The sequence below is a fragment of the Haloarchaeobius amylolyticus genome, from assembly GCF_042678045.1.
Classification (GTDB): Archaea; Halobacteriota; Halobacteria; order Halobacteriales; family Natrialbaceae; genus Natrinema; species Natrinema amylolyticus_A.
Genome location: NZ_JBHUDI010000004.1, coordinates 302,636 through 325,431 on the forward strand (window position 1 = coordinate 302,636; position 22,796 = coordinate 325,431).

The 22,796-nt window shown below is 65.3% G+C and carries 29 protein-coding genes; 12 read left to right on the top strand and 17 right to left on the bottom strand.

From position 1 onward, the window contains the following. Positions 1 to 10: 10 nt before the first annotated feature. From ACFR99_RS07730 to ACFR99_RS07750, 5 genes are all read right to left on the bottom strand, one after another. Complete coding sequence (locus ACFR99_RS07730) at positions 11 to 910, bottom strand: HFX_2341 family transcriptional regulator (RefSeq protein ID WP_390286005.1); 900 nt, start codon at positions 908 to 910, stop codon at positions 11 to 13. A 51-nt stretch (positions 911 to 961) separates the two neighbouring features. Then, entirely contained in the window at positions 962 to 1,189 is a 228-nt protein-coding gene (locus tag ACFR99_RS07735; RefSeq protein ID WP_390286007.1) for a DUF7860 family protein, read from the bottom strand. A gap of 48 nt (positions 1,190 to 1,237) precedes the next feature. Continuing rightward, the gene (locus ACFR99_RS07740) at positions 1,238 to 1,843 is read right to left on the bottom strand and encodes a DUF6517 family protein (RefSeq protein WP_390286009.1); all 606 of its coding nucleotides are present in this window, start codon (positions 1,841 to 1,843) and stop codon (positions 1,238 to 1,240) included. 64 nt (positions 1,844 to 1,907) lie between these two features. Further along, positions 1,908 to 3,386, bottom strand: coding sequence for a sodium:solute symporter family protein (locus ACFR99_RS07745; protein WP_390286011.1), 1,479 nt, complete (start codon positions 3,384 to 3,386; stop codon positions 1,908 to 1,910). Next, positions 3,383 to 3,667 carry a DUF3311 domain-containing protein gene (locus ACFR99_RS07750; RefSeq protein ID WP_390286013.1) on the bottom strand — a complete coding sequence of 95 codons (285 nt, stop codon included), beginning with the start codon at positions 3,665 to 3,667 and terminating at the stop codon, positions 3,383 to 3,385. The genes ACFR99_RS07745 and ACFR99_RS07750 overlap by 4 nt, the downstream gene beginning before the upstream one ends. Before the next feature lie 247 nt (positions 3,668 to 3,914). On the opposite strand from ACFR99_RS07750, the gene ACFR99_RS07755 reads away from it, so the two are divergent. The 3 genes from ACFR99_RS07755 to ACFR99_RS07765 all read left to right on the top strand — a co-directional run bounded on the left by ACFR99_RS07755 (position 3,915) and on the right by ACFR99_RS07765 (position 6,571). Further along, positions 3,915 to 4,733, top strand: coding sequence for an ArsR/SmtB family transcription factor (locus tag ACFR99_RS07755; protein WP_390286015.1), 819 nt, complete (start codon positions 3,915 to 3,917; stop codon positions 4,731 to 4,733). Between the two features lie 196 nt (positions 4,734 to 4,929). Continuing rightward, positions 4,930 to 6,318: a DNA primase DnaG gene (gene dnaG, locus ACFR99_RS07760; RefSeq protein ID WP_390286017.1), complete on the top strand. Its 1,389-nt coding sequence runs from the start codon at positions 4,930 to 4,932 to the stop codon at positions 6,316 to 6,318. A gap of 64 nt (positions 6,319 to 6,382) precedes the next feature. Further along, positions 6,383 to 6,571, top strand: coding sequence for a hypothetical protein (locus tag ACFR99_RS07765; protein ID WP_390286019.1), 189 nt, complete (start codon positions 6,383 to 6,385; stop codon positions 6,569 to 6,571). A gap of 150 nt (positions 6,572 to 6,721) precedes the next feature. Here the strand turns inward: ACFR99_RS07765 and ACFR99_RS07770 are convergent, their stop codons facing one another. Further along, a complete protein-coding gene (locus ACFR99_RS07770; protein ID WP_390286021.1) occupies positions 6,722 to 8,047 on the bottom strand; it encodes a DUF92 domain-containing protein in 1,326 nt (441 codons plus the stop codon). A gap of 157 nt (positions 8,048 to 8,204) precedes the next feature. Between ACFR99_RS07770 and ACFR99_RS07775 the strand changes: the two genes are divergently transcribed. Continuing rightward, positions 8,205 to 8,810 (top strand): undecaprenyl diphosphate synthase family protein, encoded by a 606-nt coding sequence (locus ACFR99_RS07775; protein WP_390286023.1) that lies wholly within the window; start codon positions 8,205 to 8,207, stop codon positions 8,808 to 8,810. A 1-nt stretch (position 8,811) separates the two neighbouring features. On the opposite strand, the gene uppS is transcribed toward ACFR99_RS07775, so the two are convergent. Beyond that, a complete protein-coding gene (gene uppS, locus ACFR99_RS07780) occupies positions 8,812 to 9,744 on the bottom strand; it encodes a polyprenyl diphosphate synthase (RefSeq protein ID WP_390286025.1) in 933 nt (310 codons plus the stop codon). 147 nt (positions 9,745 to 9,891) lie between these two features. Between uppS and ACFR99_RS07785 the strand changes: the two genes are divergently transcribed. From ACFR99_RS07785 to hemA, 4 genes are all read left to right on the top strand, one after another. After that, positions 9,892 to 10,296, top strand: a complete 405-nt coding sequence (locus ACFR99_RS07785; RefSeq protein WP_390286027.1) for a DUF5778 family protein — start codon at positions 9,892 to 9,894, stop codon at positions 10,294 to 10,296. Between the two features lie 118 nt (positions 10,297 to 10,414). Then, positions 10,415 to 11,497 (top strand): siroheme decarboxylase subunit beta, encoded by a 1,083-nt coding sequence (ahbB, locus tag ACFR99_RS07790; protein WP_390286029.1) that lies wholly within the window; start codon positions 10,415 to 10,417, stop codon positions 11,495 to 11,497. A 28-nt stretch (positions 11,498 to 11,525) separates the two neighbouring features. After that, positions 11,526 to 12,182 (top strand): precorrin-2 dehydrogenase/sirohydrochlorin ferrochelatase family protein, encoded by a 657-nt coding sequence (locus tag ACFR99_RS07795; RefSeq protein WP_390286031.1) that lies wholly within the window; start codon positions 11,526 to 11,528, stop codon positions 12,180 to 12,182. Next, positions 12,182 to 13,510, top strand: a complete 1,329-nt coding sequence (hemA, locus tag ACFR99_RS07800) for a glutamyl-tRNA reductase (protein WP_390286397.1) — start codon at positions 12,182 to 12,184, stop codon at positions 13,508 to 13,510. Before ACFR99_RS07795 ends, hemA begins: the two co-directional genes overlap by 1 nt. A 240-nt stretch (positions 13,511 to 13,750) precedes the next feature. On the opposite strand, the gene ACFR99_RS07805 is transcribed toward hemA, so the two are convergent. Continuing rightward, complete coding sequence (locus ACFR99_RS07805; RefSeq protein ID WP_390286033.1) at positions 13,751 to 14,077, bottom strand: hypothetical protein; 327 nt, start codon at positions 14,075 to 14,077, stop codon at positions 13,751 to 13,753. Between the two features lie 243 nt (positions 14,078 to 14,320). Further along, entirely contained in the window at positions 14,321 to 14,956 is a 636-nt protein-coding gene (locus ACFR99_RS07810) for an HAD family hydrolase (RefSeq protein WP_390286035.1), read from the bottom strand. Between the two features lie 165 nt (positions 14,957 to 15,121). Between ACFR99_RS07810 and ACFR99_RS07815 the strand changes: the two genes are divergently transcribed. Next, on the top strand, positions 15,122 to 15,580 hold the full coding sequence (locus ACFR99_RS07815) for a DUF7344 domain-containing protein (protein ID WP_390286037.1): 459 nt from the start codon (positions 15,122 to 15,124) through the stop codon (positions 15,578 to 15,580). 39 nt (positions 15,581 to 15,619) lie between these two features. Here ACFR99_RS07815 and ACFR99_RS07820 read toward each other — a convergent pair whose 3' ends face one another. The 3 genes from ACFR99_RS07820 to ACFR99_RS07830 are packed head-to-tail and all read right to left on the bottom strand — an operon-like array spanning position 15,620 to position 18,539. Then, the gene (locus tag ACFR99_RS07820) at positions 15,620 to 16,603 is read right to left on the bottom strand and encodes an ABC transporter substrate-binding protein (protein ID WP_390286039.1); all 984 of its coding nucleotides are present in this window, start codon (positions 16,601 to 16,603) and stop codon (positions 15,620 to 15,622) included. Continuing rightward, the gene (locus ACFR99_RS07825; protein WP_390286041.1) at positions 16,600 to 17,610 is read right to left on the bottom strand and encodes an ABC transporter substrate-binding protein; all 1,011 of its coding nucleotides are present in this window, start codon (positions 17,608 to 17,610) and stop codon (positions 16,600 to 16,602) included. Before ACFR99_RS07825 ends, ACFR99_RS07820 begins: the two co-directional genes overlap by 4 nt. Positions 17,611 to 17,645: 35 nt before the next feature. Then, complete coding sequence (locus ACFR99_RS07830; RefSeq protein WP_390286043.1) at positions 17,646 to 18,539, bottom strand: ABC transporter substrate-binding protein; 894 nt, start codon at positions 18,537 to 18,539, stop codon at positions 17,646 to 17,648. Positions 18,540 to 18,622: 83 nt separating this feature from the next. Between ACFR99_RS07830 and ACFR99_RS07835 the strand changes: the two genes are divergently transcribed. Both ACFR99_RS07835 and ACFR99_RS07840 read left to right on the top strand, forming a co-directional pair. Continuing rightward, positions 18,623 to 18,994 (top strand): cupin domain-containing protein, encoded by a 372-nt coding sequence (locus ACFR99_RS07835; protein ID WP_390286045.1) that lies wholly within the window; start codon positions 18,623 to 18,625, stop codon positions 18,992 to 18,994. 76 nt (positions 18,995 to 19,070) lie between these two features. After that, positions 19,071 to 19,499 (top strand): VOC family protein, encoded by a 429-nt coding sequence (locus ACFR99_RS07840; RefSeq protein ID WP_390286399.1) that lies wholly within the window; start codon positions 19,071 to 19,073, stop codon positions 19,497 to 19,499. 162 nt (positions 19,500 to 19,661) lie between these two features. On the opposite strand, the gene ACFR99_RS07845 is transcribed toward ACFR99_RS07840, so the two are convergent. Genes ACFR99_RS07845 through ACFR99_RS07855 form a run of 3 tightly spaced genes read right to left on the bottom strand, consistent with a single transcriptional unit; the run spans position 19,662 to position 21,242 of the window. Then, positions 19,662 to 20,462 carry a beta-ketoacyl-ACP reductase gene (locus ACFR99_RS07845; RefSeq protein WP_390286047.1) on the bottom strand — a complete coding sequence of 267 codons (801 nt, stop codon included), beginning with the start codon at positions 20,460 to 20,462 and terminating at the stop codon, positions 19,662 to 19,664. Then, positions 20,459 to 21,019, bottom strand: coding sequence for an HTH domain-containing protein (locus tag ACFR99_RS07850; protein ID WP_390286049.1), 561 nt, complete (start codon positions 21,017 to 21,019; stop codon positions 20,459 to 20,461). The genes ACFR99_RS07845 and ACFR99_RS07850 overlap by 4 nt, the downstream gene beginning before the upstream one ends. Next, the gene (locus ACFR99_RS07855) at positions 21,006 to 21,242 is read right to left on the bottom strand and encodes a MarR family transcriptional regulator (protein WP_390286051.1); all 237 of its coding nucleotides are present in this window, start codon (positions 21,240 to 21,242) and stop codon (positions 21,006 to 21,008) included. The genes ACFR99_RS07850 and ACFR99_RS07855 overlap by 14 nt, the downstream gene beginning before the upstream one ends. Positions 21,243 to 21,728: 486 nt before the next feature. On the opposite strand from ACFR99_RS07855, the gene ACFR99_RS07860 reads away from it, so the two are divergent. Continuing rightward, positions 21,729 to 21,959, top strand: a complete 231-nt coding sequence (locus ACFR99_RS07860; protein WP_390286053.1) for a hypothetical protein — start codon at positions 21,729 to 21,731, stop codon at positions 21,957 to 21,959. A gap of 42 nt (positions 21,960 to 22,001) precedes the next feature. On the opposite strand, the gene lwrS is transcribed toward ACFR99_RS07860, so the two are convergent. Together lwrS and ACFR99_RS07870 are read right to left on the bottom strand one after the other, a co-directional pair. Beyond that, the gene (gene lwrS, locus ACFR99_RS07865) at positions 22,002 to 22,397 is read right to left on the bottom strand and encodes an LWR-salt protein (protein ID WP_390286055.1); all 396 of its coding nucleotides are present in this window, start codon (positions 22,395 to 22,397) and stop codon (positions 22,002 to 22,004) included. 14 nt (positions 22,398 to 22,411) lie between these two features. Continuing rightward, positions 22,412 to 22,693, bottom strand: a complete 282-nt coding sequence (locus ACFR99_RS07870; RefSeq protein WP_390286057.1) for a 4a-hydroxytetrahydrobiopterin dehydratase — start codon at positions 22,691 to 22,693, stop codon at positions 22,412 to 22,414. Positions 22,694 to 22,796 lie beyond the last annotated feature (103 nt).

The window sequence follows — 22,796 nt, forward strand, 5'->3', positions numbered from 1 at the left end:
TGGAATCCCGTCAGGCGTCGCCGTCGGAGTGGGCCCGTACCCATAGTTCTCCGATCCGGGAGAGTCTGGTCCGGTATGACTTGCCGTGTTCCTCACGCTCGATGTACCCTTTGCCGCCAGGGCCCAGCCGATCGACGTTGTAGATGACCTTCGACCGGAAGCTGTCGGTGTACTCCTCGTTGAGCTCGCGGGCCAGCGACTCGGCGAGTTCCGAGACCGAGTCGAACTCGCCGTCCTCGCCGAGTTTGTACAGAATAAGTTCCTCGAACGGTTTGACGTTCGAGAAAGATGCGACCGGCAACTCGACGATGTGGTTCCCGTCGATCTCTTTGGCGCCGATCGTCGTCCCGCGTTCGTCGAATTCGGCCAGCAGATCGCGGGCGCTCTCGAGGCGGTCGTCGAGACGGTCGGCCTCGGGTTCGATGTCGGCCCCACGGAGTTCCTCGAGTAGCGCGATCTGCTCGCGGAGTTCCTCCGCGAGTTCGGTCTCCAAGTACTTCTCGGGGGCGGTGTAGTAGGTATGGATCCCCTCGCGGTCCTCCTCCCGTTCGACCATCAGCGAGTGGGCGGCGTTGGCGAAGGCGAAGCTCACCGTCCGGGGCATCGCGGCGACGTTGACCCAGACCTCGTTGCCGGCGTCGAGTTCGGCGGTGATGAGCTCGTAGGCCTGTTCGAAGGCCTCGTCGTAGTCGTAGACGTCCTCCAGGACGAACCGCTCGGTATCGGCTCCCAGCAGGTTCCGGAAGTCGGTCTCGAGTTTCTTCGAGAGGTGCCGGGAGTACTCGACGTTGGCCTCGCTGCCGACGGCCCCCTCGAGGAGAATGACGCTGTCGACGTCGATCTGATCGCGCACGAGCGGCGCGATCAGCCGGTCGTAGTCGAAACCGACCGGGACGATGTGGGTTTGCATGGTCGACACTGAGGCAGGAGCCGTTACAAAACCTCCGAGTCGGTATCAGCGTTACTCGATGAGCGGCATGACGATACCGAACACGAACGGCGAGGCGAAGCCGATCGCGAAGCCGATGATCGTTAGCGCGAAAAACAGCGTGTTCTCCCACTGGGGAAGCGATCCGAACATCGCGTGGCCGACGAGCTCGCTGCCCGTCCCGATGACGAACAGGGTGAGCCCGACGAAGAAGCCGGTCTTCGCCAGCTCCGAGTAGTCGCGGCCGCTATAGTGTGCCATAGCGATGCATCGACGCTCGATTACGTAATCGTTTCGAGAGCAGCGCGGTCAGTCGTCCGTCTCCTCGAGCTCGAGTCCCCGAAACAGATCCACGATCGCCTCCCGGTCGCGGGTCGGGTTAATATCGAGGGCGGCCTCGAGGGTGGCCGGCTCGTCGGGGGCCTCGAGGGGCACCAGGCCGCCGGCCATCACGTACGTGTCGGCGGCGGGCCAGACGGCGACGTGGGCTTCGGCGTCGATCGCGTCGGACTCGCCGTCGGACGGATACGCGGCCTCGAGCACGGTGAGGTGGCCAACGACACCGTCCGGCCGGTCGATGTACTCGCTGGTTCGTTCGTCGCCGACGGCGATGTCGTCGTCTTCGATCGTCTCGACGAAGCCCTCGCGGGCTTTCGGGGCAGCCATCTCGAGGGCGTCGCTCGGGGAGAGGCCAATGGTCGAGAGGGACGGGCTCACCTGCATGTCGACGGTAAACAGCGAGCGGGCCGGGATCGAGCCGTCGTCGCGGAGGCGCTCGAGCGCGTCGGCCGTCGGCCGATGTTCGAAGACGGTCGTCTCGGCAGTGATCGTCACCAGCGAGATGCGTCGGTCGTCGGTCTGCGTGCCGAGCCGGCGCCAGTCGTCGGCGACCGCAGGCGGGAGATCGATCGTCATGGTCGCCGGCTACGCAATCGGGACCGTTCAGGGTGGCGATTCGGCTCGGTCATACGGACTCCTATCAGTCGGCACCGAGGCCGTCGAAGTAGATCGCGCGCTGCTCATCGGCCGCCGGCGAGGTAACCAGCGAGACGGCGACAGTGATGAGGAGTCCAAGTCCCATCCCGACGAGACCGGCCGACCAGCCCGCGTAGGACCCCGGCACGGTGGCAACGAAGAGACTCGCCATGTAAAAGCCCTGACTCGCGAGGATGCCGGCGGTGATACCGGCGCGCGTAATCTTGCGCCAGTAAAGGGCGAGCATCACCGGCAGCGCGAGCTGGGCGAAGCCGCTGAAGGCGGCGTTCCCGAGGTCGAACAGGGTTGCAGGCTGGAACAGGCTGGCGAGGAAAGCGGCAGTCGCAAAGACCACGACGCCGCCGCGAGCCAGCAGGCCTTCCCGGCGGTCGGCGAGGTCTCGCTCGACGAACGGTCGGTAGAGGTCCCGCGTAAAGTACGACGAACCCGACAACAGCATCGAGTCCGAGGAAGACATCATCGCGGCCATCGCGCCGGCGATGACCAGCGCGGCGAACCACGTCGGGGTATACTCCGCGAGGATCAGCGGTAAGACGTTCGCTCCCTCGGGAATCGCGACCTCGAGGCCGGCGGCCCACGCGCCGAGCATGAACGAGGGGACGAAGAGTAGCACACAGAGGATCGGCCAGAGGGCGAAGGAGCGCTTGAGGACGGTTTTCGAGCCTGCGGCGAAGAAGCGCTGGTTGACCTGCGGGAACATCGCGACGCCGAAGCCGATCGTGATCGCCGTCGAGAGTATCCACTGGGGTGTGTAGTAGCTACTGCCAAGCGAGAGGAACGTGGCCGTCTCGGGGTTCGACTCGAGGGCTGCGGTCGCCGCGCCGGGACCGCCGACGGCTGCGAGCACCCACAACAGCGCGACCCAGGTGGTCACGAGCATGAACGCACCCTGGAGGGTGTCGGTCCAGGCGACCCCGCGCATGCCGGCTGCGACGACGTAGAGAATCATGAACACCGTGATCAGGCCGGCTCCCAATTCGTAGGACACTGCGCCGTCGGTGAGCGCCTCGAGTGCCGTACCGGCACCGACCTGCTGGAGCATGACGTAGGGGAACAGCCAGAGCAGGCTGACGCCGGCGACGAGCCCGCGGAGCCACCGCGATCCGAAGCGGTCGCCGAGCATCTCGCCGAGAGTGACGTAGCCGTACTGCTGGCCGAGCAGCCATTGCTTGTAGCCGATCACGTACCAGAGGATGGCGAAGATGATCCCGTCCATCAGGCCCATGACCAGGATCCACTCGGGCCCCTGCGCGTAGGCGATGTTCGGGCCGGCGAAGAAGGTAAACGCCGACAGCAGCGTCGCGAAGGTCGTAAACAGCAACACGACCGTGCCGAGCGTGCGGCTCGCGAGGTAGAAGTCCTCGGCGGTCCGCTCGGTCAGGCGGTAGGCGACCAGCCCGATCGCGAGCGCGAGCAGGAGGTAGCCGACGATGATCGACAGCTGCAGCGTGACCGCTCTCACGGCGAATCACCGCCGGTTCGTGGCTCTCGAGCCCGATCGGGACGGTCCAGCCGCTTGCCGCCGGAGCCGTCGTCGCCCGTCGATTCGATGCCGATTCCCCAGGCACGCTGGGCGAAGCGCCAGAAGACGATCGACGCGAGTCCCATCCAGCCGACGTGCCACCAGAGCCACACTGGCAGCCCGGCGACGACGGTCGCCGACCCCCACAGGAACCACGGCACCGTCAGTCCCGCGAGGACGACCGCGACCGCGATCCAGAACGCCAGTTCGGTCCGTCGCATGTGTGACCGTTCCCCTCGATGTGGGTAATTCTTTCTGTTCGATTCAAAGTATCGAAGAGATTTGTTCATCGATATAGCAGTGTCGGCTCGAGAAAGTCCTATCGTAACTCGAGATGGCATATACGACCGCGCGACGGCTCTCCGATTCGGTGTGCAGTGACTCGCAGGGGCACCGATAGCTACAATCGCTCTTTCACCGAGGACAAAGAGTATATGTATTTGACAGCGAGTACGAATCGACTCCGATATGGCCCGGCTGTTCCCCTTTCGCTCCGAGACGACGACCGAGGAGGGCCAGCCTCGCGTCGTCGATCTCGAGGGCGAGGACGCCGACGCGGTCTTCAGCGCCCTCTCCTCGACGACGGCCCGACAGATCTACGCGCGACTCGACGAGGAACCCGGGACGCCGAGTGACATCGCCGACGCGATCGACTCCTCGATTCAGAACGTTCGCTATCACCTGGAAAATCTCGAGGATGCCGGGCTCGTCGAGGTCGTCGACACCTGGTACTCCTCGCGGGGCAACGAGATGAGCGTCTACGCGACCGCGGACGGGCCACTGATCGTCACGAGCGACGAGTCGACGGCATCGAAGCTCAAGGAGGCGCTGTCGCGGCTGATCGGCGGCGTTGGCGCGCTTGCAGGCGCCAGTTTGCTGGTGCAATACACACTGACGCGCTGGCTTGCGCCGGCCGGGACGACCGGTGACGGACCACAGTCAGGGGAGACAGCCGACAACGAGGAGACGGCTGGCGACGGGACGGCGCCGACGGGAGCGGACGGATCGGACGGGGGCGCTGGAAACGGCTCGAGCGGCGGTGACGACCTTGGAATCGCGACCGTCAACGAAAGCGGCGGGAGCGAAAGCAGCGATGCGGCCGCGTCGGATTCGGCGCTGGATGCCGGTAACGAGACCGTCCAGAATGCGAGTGGTAGCGCCGTAGATGCGGCCGACGCGACAGTCGGAACCGTCCCACCCGGGTTGCTCTTCTTCCTGGGCGGCCTCGTCGTCTTGCTCGCGGTCGTGGTCTACTGGTACTGGTACCGGTACCGGCCGACCTACTGATACGGTCTGCTGTCCCGATTTCCTGGCGCACCCACAGGACGGGGCGCAGGTGTGCTGGAACTGACTGACAGGAGTCCGTCTGAGAGAGGGGTTCTTCGAGGTCAACAGCTATTTGCCCCCCACGAACGAAATCATATATAAACCGGTCTCTGGACGCGATTCCCGCGTCACCGCCCCTCCCGGGGACAGATCTCCAATGGAAGACACGTCGAAATACCTCATCCACGCGGACGTCACGGCTGACGGGGTCGTCGAGCGGAGCGACGTCGTCGGCGCGATCTTCGGCCAGACCGAAGGCCTGCTCGGCGACGAACTCGATCTCCGCGACCTCCGCCAGTCCGGCAAAGTCGGCCGTATCGATGTCGAAATCGCAAGCACCCAGGGCCAGTCCCACGGCCAGGTGACGATCGCGACCAGCCTCGACAAAGTCGAAACCGCAACGCTTGCGGCCTCACTCGAGACGATCTCGCGCGTCGGTCCCTGCCGGGCCGACCTCGAGGTCCGCGAGATCGAGGACGTCCGCGCGGCGAAACGCAAGGAAGTCGTCGACCGCGCGAAGGAACTCCTCCAGACGGGCTTCGACGACTCGATCATGTCCTCCGACGAGATCCTGGCAGAGGTCCGCCAGCACGTCCGCGTCGAGGACATCACCGAGTACGAGGGCCTGCCTGCCGGCCCCCGCGTCACCGACAGCGACGCCATCATCGTCGTCGAGGGCCGGGCCGACGTCCTCACCCTCCTGAAATACGGCATCAAAAACGCGATCGCGGTCGAGGGAACCAGCGTCCCCGACGCCGTGGCCGAACTCACCCGTCATCGCACGGTCACGGCCTTCCTCGACGGCGACCGCGGCGGCGACCTCATCCTCGAGGAACTCGCCCAGGTCGGCGACATCGACTACGTCGCCTTCGCCCCCGCCAACGGCTCCGTCGAGGACCTCGATCACCACGAGGTGTTCGCTGCCCTTCGGAACAAAGTCCCCTACGAGACCGTCGCGGAACTCAACGAGCCCCGCGAAGCCGTCGCCGCCACCGACGGCAGTACGACGCCGGCACCGCTGCCGTCCGACGACGCGACCGCGTCACCGACACCGACCGAGCCCGACCGGACGGAGAGTTGTGACTCAACCGCCGAGTCGGACACAGCTATTGACGCGAACGACGACGCCGAGGCGGTGGCGACGAGCCAACCACAGCCGGACGCGCCCGACACCGAGACCGGCGCCCAGGCCACCGATACAACCGCTGCCGACGCCGAGACTGACCACGCCCCCGAAACCGTCTACGGGCACGCGACCGAGGTCGTGCGGGCGACCACCGATCGCGTCCGGTTTCTCGACGCCGACGCCGAGCCGATCGACGAGGCCGACGCGAGCGACGCCTACGGAGCGCTCGAGGATCTCGAGCCGGTGCCGACGACGGTCGTCCTCGACGGCATCCTCGACCAGCGACTGCTCGATCTGGCGGCCGATCGTGGCGTCGACCGGATCATCGCACGCTCGCTCGGCCAGTTCACCAAACGGCCGACTGACGTACGGATCCACGCGATCGACGACGTGGCCGAGCAGCGCCCGGACGGGGAATGACACCAGGATTCACCGCCCGTCCGGTCCGAGTCGTTCATATGCTGTCGGTCCTGAGCGACCGATAATGACGCCCCCAGTATCAGCCGCACTCGCACTCCTCGGCGCCTGGGTCTTGATGATGTTCTGGGCGACGACGGCCGACAACACAGCCGACACAGAGCCCGCCGACTGGGTCGATCCCGTCGACGATCGATCCGAGCACTCATCCGAGACGACAGCGTCGGACAACACCTTCCACACTGCGGACGACTGAGACGGGCTGCTGGCACGAGTGACCGGTGCACCCGCAGATAGTCGTACCCCTCACCCGCTCCCGATTCTCACGGCACCGTTTTCTCCGCCCTGACACAACGCGACCGTCGACACCGATGGGCGTTATCGTCCCGTACCTGCGCTCTGCCAGTCAGCCGAGGACGGCGAACGTAACCACCAGCAAGGCGCTGACGAGCGCACCCGACAACGTCGCGAGGAAGTTGACGCCCTGATTGCCAAGTACCGATCCTTCGAGCGTCGCACCGAGCAAACTATCGACGGTCATCCCGGCGATCCCGGCGGCGATGATGATCGCTGCGCCGACGATTCCCACTTCGGAAAAGAGCCCGGCGGCGATGGTAGCGACGATGGCCGCGCCGACGATCCCGGCGAGTTCTCCCTGCCAGGTGACGCCGCCATCGGTGCCGGGGTCGACCGGCTGCAGAGTGGTGATCAGCCGCGGCCGGTCGAAGACGCTCCCGATCTCGCTCGAGAGGGTGTCGCTCATCGCGGTGGCGATCGAGCCGGTAAAGGCGAACAGGTAGAGCTCGGGTTCGTGTGAGAGGAAGCCGGCGTCGCTGGCCGCATAGCCGAGGACGGCGATGAGCGCGACCGCGGCGTTGCCGAGGACGTTGCCGCTCCCGCGGGCACCGTTGTTGTCCTCGGCGACACCGAGTTCCGTCTTTTCCTCGTAGCGGAACTTCGTCGAGAGACCGCCGATGGCGAAAAAGGAGACGAGGACGGCAAACCAGCCGTAGCCGCCGAGGACGGTCGTCAGCAAGACCAGCAACACGCCGGTGAGCATTCCGGCGATCGAGGCCGTCTCGAGGGCATAGGACGTATAGCCGAGCGCGACGGTGACCGCGAGCGCAACGAGGATTTCCGTCGGACCGATGGTCGGCTCGAGTTCTGCGAGCAGCCACAGCAGGAGTCCGACCGAGAGGACGACGATGGGGTCGTCGGAGCGCAACAGGACGTCACGCAACAGCGCAGCGAGAAACGCACCGCTGGCAGCCAGAAAGACGACCAGCGGGAGCGCCGAGACGACGGCCTCGCCCACGAGCGAGCGGGTGACGGTCTGGCCGGCGACGGCCGCCACAGTCCCCGTCAGACAGAAGCCGATGACGCGAACCACGGCGGCGTCGGTTCGCAGCCTGACGAGTTGCTCGCCGAGGTTGCCGTAGCCGACGAGCAGGATCGTCCCGACGAAGACTGCGACTGGCATCGACGCTGCGGTCGCCATGAGTCCGAGTGCGACCGCCGCGAGAACGAACGTGATGAGGCCGTAGAGCCGCGAATCCTCGTAATCGCCCGGGTAGGCAAGCAGGTCGAACAGCGGGCCGTCGGTGATGACGTAGGCACCCAGCAGGACGACGCCGGCGACCGCGGCTCCGACCCGCGGACTGGCGAGCGGAACGGCGAGCGAGAGCGTACAGAGGGCCGCGAACACGCCAGCTTGCCGAACGGGTGCCGTCACGATATCGATCCCTTTCTGTGGCGATTACTTCAAGGTTCGTGAACCCGCCTCGAGTCGATTTTCACCCGTCTGAGCGCCGCCTCCGACCGATCAGAGCTATCGATCTCACCGCGACTAAACCCGTAACCCGTATGACACCGGCCGCGAAAGCACGGGTGTGGGACTGTACGAACGGTATCTGGCCTTTCGAATCCGCCGCCACGACGGCGACCCGCCCGACCACATCGCGCTCGTGATCACCGAGCGCGACCTGTTAGAGCGCGGTGCCTACGAGACGCTCACCGATTTCTTCGAGTGGGCCGTCGAGTACGCCTCCCAGGTGACTGTCTACGTCAGCGTCCTCGACGCGGCGGCGGTGCCGGCGCTGCAACGCGAACTCGAGCGGATCGACGCGCCCCGACCGGTCGCCGTCCGCGGGCCGGAGGACAAGGCACGCGCCGACGCCCCGATTCGGATCGGCATCGGCCTCGGCGGGAAACACGAGTTCACCAGCGCCGTCCGGACCCTCGCCGAGCGCGTCGACGAAGGCGAGTTAGACCCCGCGGCGATCGACGACGAGGACGTCGAAGACCACCTCGTGTTCCCCTCCGAGCCGGATCTAGTGATCAAGACCGGCGCGGAGCGCCTCTCCGATTTCATGATCTGGCAGTCCGTCTACTCGGAACTGTATTTTACGGACGTCAACTGGCGGGACTTCCGCAAACGGGACTTCCTGCGGGCGGTGCTGGAGTACTGCAACCGATCGCGGCGGTTCGGCCGCTGATCTAGTCTGCGATCTGGCCGCTCGAGTCGCCGGTCTCGAACTCGCCGGCGTCGGGCCGTTCGCTCGAGGGCAGCGAGTCGCGGAACCGGTCGACGATCGCGCGGGCGTCGGCGAGTTCCGGCTCGCTGACGGCGCCCAACAGCGCGAGCGCGCGCCGGGCGCGGGTGCGTCGCCACGATTCCTCGCGGTGTTCGTAGGTTCGGATCCCCCGGAGAAAGTCGGTCTTCGAGAACTCCGGCCAGTAGGGCGTACAGAAGAAGACGGCGGCCTCGTTGCCGTTGGCGTGCCAGGGGAGGAAGTTCGACGTTCGCTCGTCGCCACCGGTCCGGATGATCAGATCGACGTCGCGCACTGGCCGGTCGTAGAGCCGCTGTTCGATGTCCTCGACGTCGATCGCCGCTGGCTCGAGGTCGCCCGCGTCGACGTCTTCGGCGACGCCGCGGACGGCTTCGAGTAACTCCGCGCGACCGCCGTAGGCCAGTGCGATGTTGAGGACGAACTCGTCGTAGTCGCGGGTCTGTGTCTCGGCGTAGTCGACGGCGGAACGGACCCGTTCGGGGAGCCGGTCGACGTCGCCGAGCGCCCGGATGTGAACCTCGTTGTCGTGGACGCGGTCGGCGTCGGCGAACTCGCGGAGTTTCGATTCGAGGAGGTCGAACAGCGCCTCCCGTTCGTCTGCAGGCCGTTCGAAGTTCTCCGTCGAGAACGCGTACAGCGTCAACTCCTCGACGCCGATGTCCTGACACCACTCGAGGACGCGCTCGGTCGTCTCCGCGCCGGCACGGTGTCCCTCGTGGGCGTCGCCGCCCTGCTTTCGAGCGTACCGTCGGTTCCCATCCTGAATCACCGCGACGTGGGTCGGCGCACCGGAGATCTCTCTAGAGAGCAACCGTTCGTAGGCCGCGTCGACGCGCTGACGGAGCCACCGCTTCATTACCCGGTTGAAGGTCACCGGCGACTATGTGTCTTGTGTGGTACTGGTCGACAATGAGTGGCAGTCACGCGGGCCGACAGCTCGCCGTCGTGGCTCGGAACGCGGGAATCGTGACGGCTATCCGTCCAGGCTGAGTACGGCCGTCCAATGGCAGACGCAATCGACGACGACCTCTACCAGCGAACCAAGGCCCTGCTCGAGCCCGGCGAGATCGACCTCAACGGCGCAATCGTCCACACCGACTACGACGGGCAGGAAGACGTCCAGATGATGCAGGCGACGATCGACGTCGGTGACATCATCGCCGAGCACGCGGGCCACGACCCGAAAGACTGCTACGTCTACTCGGGCAACGACGACACCGACTTCTCCTCGAACCAGCACCAGGGACTGACTCTGGACGACGAGGAGTTCGTCTGGGAGTGCCAGCAACTGCTTCGCGAGGGCAGCTTCGACATCGTCATCTACTACGAGGCCAGCGCCGACCACGAGGCGATCCTCGAGGACATCCGTGAACTGGGCTTCGACGTAACTGGCGTAAAAGGCGAGTAGTCACGCCCGAGACCACCTCGAGTTGTATCGATTCGTTCAGCCGCCCGACCGCCAGCCCAGGACCGGGAGCGGAACCGGCTCCGGTTTGCTTATACTTTGGCAGTCCCGAGCGTTTCGTATGACCACGGACGTCGACCTCACGGAGCGCGAGCGGGCGGTCGTCAACGCCTATCAGGGCGGGTTTCCCGTCGTTGAACGACCGTTCGAACCGGCCGCGGCCGCCATGCGCGATGCGGGGGTCGACATCGACGCGACGGGGTTGCTCGAGACGGTTCGCGACCTGGACGACCGCGGCGTTCTCTCGCGCTTTGGCCCGCTCGTTAACGCCCAGGAGATCGGCGGCGCGGCGACGCTGGTCGCCATGCATGCCCCCGAGGACCGCTTCGACGAGGTCGTCGAGGCCGTCAACGCCCACCGCGAGGTGGCTCACAACTACGAGCGCGAGCATCCACACCTGAACGTCTGGTTCGTCGTCAGCGTCGCCGACGAGGACCGCGTCGAAAAGGTGCTGGCCGAGATCGAAGCCGAGACGGGCCAGGAGACGTACAACCTGCCGAAGCAGCGCGAGTTCCGCGTCGAAGCCAAGTTCTACGTCGACGGCCCGCTCGACGGCGACGGCGACATCGAGGCCGCCGGGATCGACCTGTCCGAGCGCGGTCCCGATGTCGAACCGACCGGCGAATCCACGCTGTCGCCGGCCGAACGCGATCTCGTCCTCGAGGTCCAGGACGGCGTGCCGCTAACCGAGACGCCCTACGCCGACGTCGCCGACGCGATCGGCCAGGAGACCGACTGGGTGCTCGAGACGATCACCCGCTTCGAGCGCGAGGGGAAGATCCGCCGGATCGGTGTCGTGCCCAACCACTACGCGCTGGGCTATACGGAAAACGGGATGACGGTCTGGAACGTCCCCGACGAGGTCGTCCCCGAGGTCGGCCCCGAAGTCGCCGCGCTGCCCTTTGTCACCCACTGCTATCGGCGGCCGCGCCACGAGGGCGTCTGGCCGTACAACTTCTTCGCGATGACCCACGGCCGAAGCGAAGCCGAGAGTCAGCGCCGTATCGAACAGGTCCGCGAGACGATGGCCGAGTACTGGGACGTAACCGACGAGGACTGGGATTCGTTGTTTTCGACACAAATATTGAAGAAGACTGGTATTCGAATGGACGAACGCGCTGACGCGAACACGAGAGCGCAGTAACGCCGTACGGTTGCGACGGTACCCAACAATGATTCCACTCTTGCACGATTTCACGGACGCGACGGTGCTCGTCTTCGGCGGCGGCCACGTGGGTGCACGGAAAGCCCGGCGGTTCGACCGTGAAGCCCACGTGATCGTCGTCAGTCCAGCCTTTGCCGATCGGGAGTTCGGCGGGGCCGAACTCGTGCGGGCTGCACCCGAGCCGGACGAGGTTCCGGACTGGCTCGACCGGACGGCCCCCGCGCTGGTCGTCGCCGCGACGGACGACGACGCGATCAACGACGCCATCGCCGACGCGGCCCACGAGCGGGGCACGCTCGTCAATCGTGCGGACCGATCGGGGGAGCGCGAGCCCGGCAGCGTCGTCGTCCCCGCGACCGTCCGCGACGATCCCGTCGTCGTGTCGATCGCGACCGGCGGGCAGGCACCCGCGCTGAGCAAGTATCTGCGACAGGAACTCGAGGAGACGCTGTCGGGTGCCGGCGAGATGGCACAGGTCTGTGCGGGGGTACGCGAGGAGCTCAAATCACGCGACGTAGCGGCCGACCGGCGGCGCGAGATCGTTACTGACGTCGTTACGTCTCCAGATGTTTGGACAGCTTTACGTACCGGTACTTCTAACAGTTCCCAAGTGATCGAGGACGTGCTCGCCAAGGATCTGTCTACTGGGGGTGATCGGTCGTGATTTCGACCGGGGTCGTCACTGCAGCGCGAGTCACACACCGATGTGGGACCGTCGACCAGCTCGCCGCTGCCAGCCCCGAGAGCCAAGCGACCGCCGTGACGGAGTTGTTGACCGTGCCCGACATCGAAGAGGCCTACGTCCTCTCGACGTGTAACCGCGTCGAGGCGTACGTCGTCGGGCCTGACCACGTCGTCGGCCGAGCTGCCCTCTCGGAGTTTTTCGCCGGCATCGAGGACGACGCCGTCGTCACGACCGACCACAACGAGAGCCTGCGCCATCTCCTTCGTGTCGCTGCCGGCCTCGAGTCGGTGATCATCGGCGAAGATCAGATCATCGGGCAGGTACGGACCGCCTACGAAGACGCCCGCGACGCGGGTGGGATCGGCTCGATGCTCGAGGCCGCCGTGACGAAGGCGATCCACGTCGGCGAACGCGCGCGGACCGAGACCGCGATCAACGAGGGCGTCGTCTCGCTTGGCTCGGCCGCGACGCGACGGGCCGCCCGGGAGATCGACCTCGAGGGGGCGGTCGCGCTGGTCGTTGGGGCCGGCGAGATGGGACAACTCGCCGCCCGCAGCCTGGCGGCCGCCGGCGTCGACGAACTCGTCGTCGCCAACCGGACCGTCTCACGTGCGACCCCCCTCGTCAGCGATGTCGACGATGAAACCGACACCACGGTCGTCTCGCTCGAGGAGTTATCCCGGGTCGCGACCCGCGCCGATGTCGTCGTCGCGGCGACCGGCAGCGACGAGCCCGTCGTCGAACCCCACCATCTCGATGGACAGGCGGGCCCGAAAGTGATCGTCGACCTCGGCCAGCCCCGTGACGTCGCGCCGGAGACCGATACCTTACCCGACGTTCGCGTATTCGATCTGGACGACCTCGAGTCGATCACCGCCGAGACACACGAGCAGCGAGCCGACGCTGCTGACGAGGTCGAGACGATGATCGACCACGAGTTCGAGTTGCTCGTCGAGCAGTACAAGCGCGCCCGCGCCGACGAGGCCATCGCCGCCATGTACGAGTCCGCCGAACGGATCAAAGAGCGGGAGGTCGAGACGGCGCTCTCGCGGCTGGACGGCGACGAGGTATCCACGGAGCAACGCGAGATCGTCGAGGCGATGGCTGACTCGCTCGTCAACCAGTTGCTCGCACCGCCGACCAAGAGCCTTCGCGAGGCAGCAGCGGAGGACGACTGGAGCACCATCCACACCGCACTCCAGTTGTTCGATCCGGAGTTCGGCGGGAACGACGGCCCGATCGCGCCGCCATCGATGCCTGCCACGGTAAACAGCGACACGAGCGTCAGCGCGACCGACGACGACTGAGACGGGCTGCTGTCACAAGTTCTCGGTGCGCCCGCACGACGGCTCGAGTCAAAAGGGGCTGATAAGAGCCCACACGATCCGATTCAGCGTCGGCATCGCTTGCGCTCGCGCTCGATTTATCGCTTGGTCCGTGTGACTCCGCCTCCTCGAGCGGTGCGTAGAAGAACGCGGCGTCACTCGGCAGCCGAGCGGGAACTGTCATCCGACAGTCTCACTGCCCGGCTGCCAGCAACCGGCGCGTTATCGCTGCGGCGCGCCGTACTCGACGTGAACCGTCGGGACGCTCGCGGAGTCGGGCGCCTGGTCGCCGTTCCAGTCGACGAGTCGAACGTTCGCCATCTCGCCGGAGAAGCGAAAGCGCTGGACGCCGACGTCGATCGATCCCTCGGCGACGCCGCCCGAAACGACGGTTCCTTCGGCCGTCGGGTTGCTCGCTAGCATCTCGAGGTCGCCGTCGACGGCGACTTCGTAGTTCGAGGGGACGCCTCGGCCGACGATCGTCACGAGATTCGGCAGCTGTGTGTCGTTCGTATCCGTTCCGTTTTGTACCGGCGTATCGCGTGCCATGCTCCGATAACCCGGGTATCTCATCATAAGCTTTCCTGTCGAGAAAATGGTAACAATATGTGAATACGAACACGCGTTATATGACGCGTCACGGGCGGGTAAACGGTGGCTCCGGCACAATCGTACGACGGTCGCGGGTGTGCCAGGAGACAGTGACCGCCGACCGTCTTCATTGTAGGTCTTTCCCACCACAATCGCCGACCACTGTGCGGTTGCGTCGGAACACAGTCACAGCGACCAGTATCAGTAGAGGTCGTCGAACGACTGGACGCGATAGTCGCCGAGGACACACTGACCGCGGCGCTCGTGGCCGACCCGTTCGACGTGGATCGCGTCGAGCCCGGCGTTCCAGGCTGCGCCGACGTCGTTCGCACCGTCACCCGCGAGCACGCCCTGATGACCGTTGTGAGCGACGCCGAGGTCGGTGATGACGCGCTCGACGGGATTGGGGTCGGGTTTCCAGCCCGTCTCCTCCGTACAGCACAGTTGCGCATCGAACCAGTCGCGGATTCCGACGTGATCGAGGACGGGTTCACAGAGGAACTCCTGGCAGTGAGTGACCAGCCCCACCGGCGCGTCGAGGTCGGCAACGAACGCGGCGTCGTCGTGGAGGTAGGTCTGTTCGGCTCGGACGAGCGGGTCCTCCTCTTCGTGGAACGCGTCCCAGAACTCGCGGGGATCGACGTCCCACTCTTCGAGCTGGCGGTCCCGGGAGCCAGTCAGCCCGTTCCAGAGGATGTCGGCCTCCCGATCGGTGAACTCACGGCCCAGCCGGTCGCCAACCCGGTCGAACACCTCCCGCGTGTACGACCACTCGACGTCGACGAGAGTGCCGTCGAGGTCGAGCAGCCAGAAGTCGTAGTCCGGTTCGAAGGCCATTCGGACACAGATATACGAGGTTCTCGAGTAAATGCCTGTCGCTGGAGCGAGCCACGGACGGTGCCGACAGCCATCGTGATAGTTCGCGCCCACGATCCGGAGTGTCTACGCACTGTTGTCTGGAACCACCCAACATATAACTCAATAGTACTCTCAACTAATACCATGGCTGACCGGCATCCCGGTTCCAACGGTCGTGACCGCGACGTGGCCGTTGGTGACGACACGAACGCCACTTCGAGCGGCGGCAATGGCGGGATATCGGATCCCGACGAGTGGTTACAACTCCTGAGCGATCGGCGCCGGCGATATCTCCTGTACTGTTTACGCGATGACGACGTCAGGAAGCAGGGAACCCTCGCGCGACGCGTCGCTGCACGACTGGCCCACACGTCGCCCGAGGAGGTGCCCGAGCGCCGGTCCGAAACGGTCGAGGCGTCGCTCGTCCACGTCGATATTCCGATGTTGGCAGACGCCGGCGTCGTGTCCTACGATCGGCGCACCGGGACCATCCGGTTCGACGACCTGCCGGACGGACTCGAGCACCTCCTCGATGCGTGCGCGACGCTCGATGAGTCGCGCGGCAGCGGCGATCTGCCGGGCACGTCCGCCCGCGATCGATAACCGAACGTCGGCGGCGGAACACGACCGCTGTCGACACGATCACTCCGCCGTCGGACGCACCCGATCGGCGTACTCGTCGACGATCGGTTCGTCGGCCGGCCGGAACGCGTCGGTCCAGGCCGCGTCTGAATCGATCGGGCCCTCGAGCAGCGCCGTCTCGGAGAGGGTCTCGCCGAGCCGTCGCCAGCGAGCCGGGTCCTGTGCACCCCAGCCGTTCGCCCGGACGAACGGTGTGAACTGCAGGTCGTGTGCCGCGGTTTCGAACTTGAGGCGTTCGATCGCCCGCGAGCGCTCGAGCGTGGCGTTCCGGTCGACGAGGGCGTCGATCGCCCGCTCGGGATCGCGGGTCGCGGCGGCCCAGCCGCGGGCGGTCGCCCGGAGGAACGACCGGACCGTCTCTGGCCGCTCGTCGGCGAATTCGAGGCTCGTGACCAGTGTCATGCCGTAGATATCCAGATACTCGCCGATCGGCAGTTCGTCGGGCGTCCGATCGTGTTCGCGGCCGATCTCGATTCCGTTGGTGACGACGCCGACAGCCGCGTCGACGGTCCCGTCGAGGAGTTTGTGCTGGACGCGATGGTGGGTGTGTGGATCGACCTCGAGGAGGTCGACCGCCTCGCGGATCCCGGCGTTCGTGAGCAACTGTGCGGTCAGGATGCGTGTCTTCGTCGCCGACGGGGCAACGGTCCGGCCGGCGAGCTGTTCGGGCTCCGTGAGCGGCTCGCCGAAGACGTCTCGCAGGGTGTAGATCGCCGCTGGCGTCTTCTGGGTCACGGCCGCGACCGCCAGCGGTTCGACCCCTTCGCTCTGTTTGGCCAGCACGGCACTCGCCCCGGCGAGCGCGACGTCGGCGTCGCCACGGGCGGCGCGTTCGGCCGCGTACGGCGAGCCGTGGCCCTCCACGAACTCGATCTCGAGGTCTTCCTCGCGGTAGAATCCTGCCTCGCGAGCGAGGAAGTACGGCGCCTGGAAGCCGTTCGGTTCCCAGTTGAGCTGGAAGGTGAGCGTGTCGGTCGCGGTCATGCGTCCACCTCGAGGGTCGGCCGGAACAGCCCGTCGGGAAGTTCGTCAACGCCGAGCGCATCCGGACCGGCGACGGCTTTGAGTCGGTCGAACAGCCGTTCCATACCGTCGACGGTGGCCTCGTCCCAGTCGGGAACGACCATCTCGCGCCACCGATCGCGGACGGCCCGGACGACCGCAGGGTCGTCCTCGTACATCAGTTGCTCGCCGATCGTCTCCCAGCGGGCATCGTCTCGCCGGAGCCGTTCGACGGCGTCCTGAAACGCAGCCGTGAACCCCCGGACTGCATCGGGGTGGTCCGCCAGATACGCCTCGCTCGTCAGGAACGTCGAGATCGGGATCGGCCGGTCGTCGTCGGCATCGGCCAGCTGATCGACCAGCTTCGACATGGGAAGCACCTCACGATAGGGTCCAGTTTCGACGATCTCCGGGATGATCTGCCAGAACTGCAAGATCGCGTCGACCTCGCCGTCTTCGAGCAGCCGGGTGAGTTCGACCTTCGAGCCGGCTTCGATCGGCGTGGCCGTTTCGTCGGGATCGAAGCCGTGGGACTCCCGGCAGGCCGCCCGGACGAGGATCCAGTTCTTGTCACGACGTCTGACGACGCCGATTCGGTGGCCCGACAGGTCCGCAAGCCCGTCGATGGGTGAGTCGTCCGGCGTGACCAACCCCCCGACGGTCTGCCCGTAGGGGTGAAAGGCGACGATCGGTGCGCCGTCGGCGCGCTCGCGGGCCGTCGAGATGTAGTCGATGTCGATCAGGTCGGCGTCGCCGTCCTGCAATTTCGCCTCGACTGTCTCGCGACCGCCCTCGAGTTCGTCGGAGACGAGTCGCAAGTCGAGGTGAAAGCCGTGATCGTGGTCGTAGCCGAACCGCTTGATCGTATAGAGCATGTATCGCGGGCTGCCGTTGTGCTCGAACCGCGCCCGCATGACGGGGCGGTCGCCGGGATTGCCCTGGAACTCGTCGATCGCGGCCTGCTGTGAACTGATGTCGATGTCGGACATGGGGTGGTGGTCGGATGGGATGTTCGCTGGAGCTGTTACAGGGGCGCGACGATGTCGTCAACCCTCGCGTCCTCGTCGATCAGGCCGCGTTCCTGCATCCACTCGAGGTGCTCGCCGAGTTCCACACGGTCGGCGGGCTCGGGGACCTCGTAGCGCGGGACGGTGATCTCCTCGCGGACGGCGTCGACGTCGACCTCGTCGAACAGGTCGGGTGCGACCGCCGCATCGGCCTCGAGCAACTCCAGATATTTCCCGCGGAAGGCGTCGGGGTTAGCGTTGATATCCTCGACTGCGCGGCCGTATCCGCGCAGGAACGCCTCGAGCAGGTCGCGATCGATGTCGTCGCTGCCGACGATCCCCATGTGGTTGTCGTACTCGAGGAGGCGCTCGAACCCGAGGTGGTCGGCGAGGGTGCTGTGAGGGTCGATGAGCGTCACGGCGTCGACGCGTCCCTCTCGCAGCGCCTGCAGCCGCTCGGTCGGCATCCCACAGCCGACGAGATCGATCTCGTCGGGCGCGACGTGCTCCTCGAGGGCCTTGCGGGCGGTGTACTCCTGGCCAGTCCGCAGGTTCACGCCGACCGGGACGTCCGCGAGGTCGGCCGGCGTCTCGATCTCCGAATCGGGATGGGTGAAGACGGTGTACGGGAGGGTCGCGAACGTACCGTTCGCGACGATGCGACCGTCGTCCATCGTCCATGTCCGTCGGATGCTCTCCCACTTGCAGATGGGATAGAGATCGACGTCGTAGTCGCCGGTCAGGGTCTCTGCCGCCGGAATGAACTTGTTGTCGACGTCCCGTCTGTCCCGCTCGACCAGTTCGACTCCGAGCCCTTCCTCACGGAAATAGCCTCGCTCGGCTGCGACCGTCTGGGGAAGCATGAACGAGAACGGGAGGTGAAACACCCGTGCTGACTCGTGTGCTAGCATAGAGCAATCCACACCGGTAGACGCCATAAAACGTTTTCACGATACGTTTATCAGTGATGGCGTGGGGATAGTTGTCTACCCACATGGAGAAACGATCGACGGATCGGGCCACGTTCGAGGAGGCCGCCGACGGTGTGTACCTCGCGCCCCTCTCCACGGGTGCGCGTGCGAGCATGGTCTTCTGGCGGATCGAATCCGGAGCGACGCTGCCGGTTCACGCACACGAGAACGAACAGATCGGGTTCGTCCTCGAGGGCGAACTCACCGCGATCGTCGAGGGCGACGAGTACACGCTCACGGCCGGTGACGCGTACCGGTTCCCGAGCAACGAACGCCACGGCGCGGAGAACCGAAGCGACGAGGACGCACGCGGCATCGGCGTCCTCTCGCCACCCCGAGAGGAGCCGGACTGGCGACGGACGCCGTCGTCCGCCCGCGCGGATGGCCCTCGGTAGCGTCGAGTCCGTCTCGCGCGTCCGGTCTCCCACGACCACGGTTAGGCTCTTGAACCAGTCCGTGGTAGCGATGGCCATGGACGCCGTCGATCACATCAACCTCGACGTCGACGCGCTCGAGCCCTGTTGCGAGTTCTACCGCGAGGTACTCGACCTCGAGCTGGTCAGACCACCCGCGGACTTTCAGGGCGCACACGCGATGTTCCGGGCCGGCGAGACGATCGTCACGCTGGCAGAAACCGGCCGCGCCGAGAACTGGGACGAGCGCGGGCTCGATCACCCCCTCGACAAGGCCCACCTCGCGTTCGCGACCGACCGGACCACCTACGAATCGCTGATGGATCGGTTAGACGGACAGTTTCCGAACCAGGGTCCCTACGACTGGGGCGAGTTCGAGGGGTTCTACTTCCTCGATCCGGACGGGAACCTCCTCGAGGTCGTCACGTACGAGGCTCCCGAGGGTGAGCGAACCCGGCCGTTGCTCACACACGACGACGTCGAGTGAGACTGCCGGCTATCCCGGCGCAGCCGGACGGCGGGCCGCGGGTGTGCTGTACTGCCGACCGGCGTCGCGACTGGACGGTCACAGTGACGGCCATTGCGAGAAATTCCCTGTCATGATCGAGCGCCAGTACGTCGGCTCGGTGGCTCGTCTGGACGAGCGAAGTTACAGGTCGATGCCGCCGTTGACGTCGATGACCTCTCCGGTGATGTACCCTGCCTCTTCGCTGGCGAGATAGCGGACGAGTCCGGCGACGTCGCTCGTGTCGGCGAATCGGTCCAGCGGGATTTCCTCGCGGATCTCCGCTTGCACGTCGTCCGGGATGGCCTCGACCATCTCGGTCCGCGTGAAGCCGGGGGCGATACAGTTGGCGGTCGACCCCGTTGGCGCCAACTCAAGGGCGAGCGAGCGAACGAACCCGAAGAGGCCGCTTTTGGCCGCCGCGTAGTTCGCCTGCCCGACGTTGCCTTGCTTCCCGACGACGCTCGAGATGGCGATCAGGCGACCGTCGTCGGCGGCTCTGATGTCGTCGTAGAACGCGTGCGTACAGTTGAACGCCCCGTTGAGGGAAACGTCGATCGCACGGTGCCACTCCTCGGGGGTCATGTCGGCAAAGAGCCGATCCTGCGTGATCCCCGCGTTGTTGACGAGGACGTCAATCGAACCGAGTTCGTCGTGGACGCCCTCGCGCATGGCGCCGACGTCGTCACGGTCCGTCACGTCGGCCTGGATCGGATACCCTTCTCCTTCGCCGTCGGTGTCGGAGATCGTCTCGGCGACCTCGTGAGCGGCTGTCTCCGACGAGCGATAGTTGACGGCGACAGTCGCACCGTAGCGCCCGAGCTCGTACGCGATGCTGCGCCCGATCCCTCGCGATGCGCCGGTCACGAGACACGTGCGGTCCGCGAGCGGTTGCCGGGATGGCAGTTCCAGGTCGGTCGTCTCTTCGAGTAGTTGCGCGGTCATCGTGATCCCTCCAGCATGGTTCGCTGTTCGTTTTCTGCGTGCGTAGACGCCACTGACGCGTGCGTTTCGACGGCCGTGAGCCACTCGTCGACGGTATACGTCCGCTCGCCGACCGGCTTGTCGGGGTTCGTACATGGGACGACACCCTGCACATCGGTGGCGTCGGTGTCGGCGTCGTAGAGTGCAAGCGCCACTAGCGGAACGCGAATCGATTCACACGGTTCGCTGATCCCAAGCGGTGACGGGGTGGTGTGCTGCCGACAGAAGCCCGGTTCGAGCGAATAGCCGTACTGTGTCGCCCAGTCTTCGAACTCGGCGACGAGTTCCTCCCGCGTCGGTTGATCCGTCTCCCCGATCGCGTGTTCGGCTGGCCACTGTGAGACCTGCACGTCGGCGAGAGTGCCGGTTTCTTCGAGCGTCCGCAGCCGCTCGACCAGCGCGGTGAGTCGCTCGGAAACGGCGGCCGGCACGCTCGAGCGCACGTAACAGACGACTCGAACGTCCCCCTGCAGGTCGGTCTCGATGGCCTCGAAGCCGGCAGCGTTACTGGCAGACATAGCAATCTCCCGTTCGCTGGATCAGATCTCGCGCGGCAAGCGACTCGAGAACGGCAAAGAGTGTGAGTTTGGATAGTCCGAGCATCTGCTGTAGATCGGTCGCCTCCGCCTCTTCGGTGACGAGAACCGAGAGATACACGAGTTTCGCCTGTGGTGATGAGAGTTCGTCTGGAACCGTAAGTTCGTCCGAAGCTGCCTGTTGGTATTCGCCCGTAGACATCATCGAAGACGCCCACAAGCAGTTATATAAAGTTGGAGAGAGGTATGTTACCGACGCCCATTATGACAATCAATACGTGTTTTATTACCTCGTGGTATTGAGCCCGAATAAGCCAGGCAGGGATACCGATCGCACGCACCTGATCAGCATCGACTCGGTAACGGACCCTGTAGCGTGTCTGATCCCCACGGGCTGCCGTCTGACAGGAGATAGCGAAGGAGGACCACTCCGCGACGGTATGTTCGGACACGAACGTATCGAGTAGCAGTAGTGTAATCTCGGCCGATACGTTCATATAGCTGATCGTCATACTGGCGCGTGGGTTGGTGGGAAGGGGGAGCCGACGATCGCCGTATCCGTCACGATGATTCGATCACCACAGTCGAGATCTTTGCATCGAGCAGTTGGCGAATCCAAACCACACTCATATCGCTGGGGGACGCGAGCCGGACACCGATCTCACACGAGACAGGACACGGGTGAGCATCCGTGAGCGACGATACCGTCTACGTCGCCGACGGGTCCACCCGCTACCACGAGTATCGCGAGTGTCAGGGCCTCTCACACGCTCGAGAGATCTATGAGCGACCGCGCTCGAGCGTGCCCGAGGAGTTCACGCTGTGTAAGCTGTGTTCGGGGGCGTATCACCTCGACTCGTCCGACCGCCCGATGGTGACGGCAAGCCGGCTCGAAGACCTCGATCCTGACGACGTGGGCTGAGCCAATCGATCGAAACGCTACCGCTGAGCAACCGCCGGCCGACTAGCCGTCCGTGTCGGTCACCCGAACGCTCGAGCCGAGATACTTCGAGATGACTTCCGAGACGGTGTCGGCCTTGAACGGCTCGAGATCGGCCGCGATTTCGGCTTTCAGGGCGTCGAAATACTCCTGATCGGTCTGTAGTTCCCGGAACTCGACCGCGTGGACGGTTCGTTCGGGAACGCCGAGCCACGCTGCAGCGAGTTGGCGAGCGTAGTCCTCATCGCCGACCTCGCCGCGCCACAGCGTGTTCCGGAAGAAGAGCCAGCCCTCGGTGCCCGGCTCGGGCGCTTCCCGAAAGAGCGTGACCGTCGTCTCGGCACTACTCGGCTCGATGGAGACGTCTTCGTGGGCGGGCTCTATGCGAATCCGGACGCGGAAGGCGTAGCGGGCGTCCATTGGGAGAGGTCGTTTTACTCGCCGTGCTCGGATTCGATCAGTTCCGCCATCTCGATGTCGTCGTCGGTGATCCCGCCCGCCTCGTGGGAGGTCAGCCGGATCTCGACGCCGGAGTAGCGGATGATGATCTCGGGGTGGTGAAACTGTGCTTCGGCGATCTCGCCGACCATCTGGGCGAAGTTGACGCCACGGAGATAGTCGTCGAACTCGTAGACCCGGACAATCTCGTCGCCCTCCCGCTCCCACGTCTCGGGAAGTTGCGCTTCGATTTCCTCGTTGGAAAGTAGATCAGCCATATGAGGGCGAACGCAAGCCACGCAAATAATGATTGTCCCGTGTTCCCATTCGGCCGTAGTCCCGCGATTCGCATCCGTTGCGGTCGGACGGCGGTCGATCGAC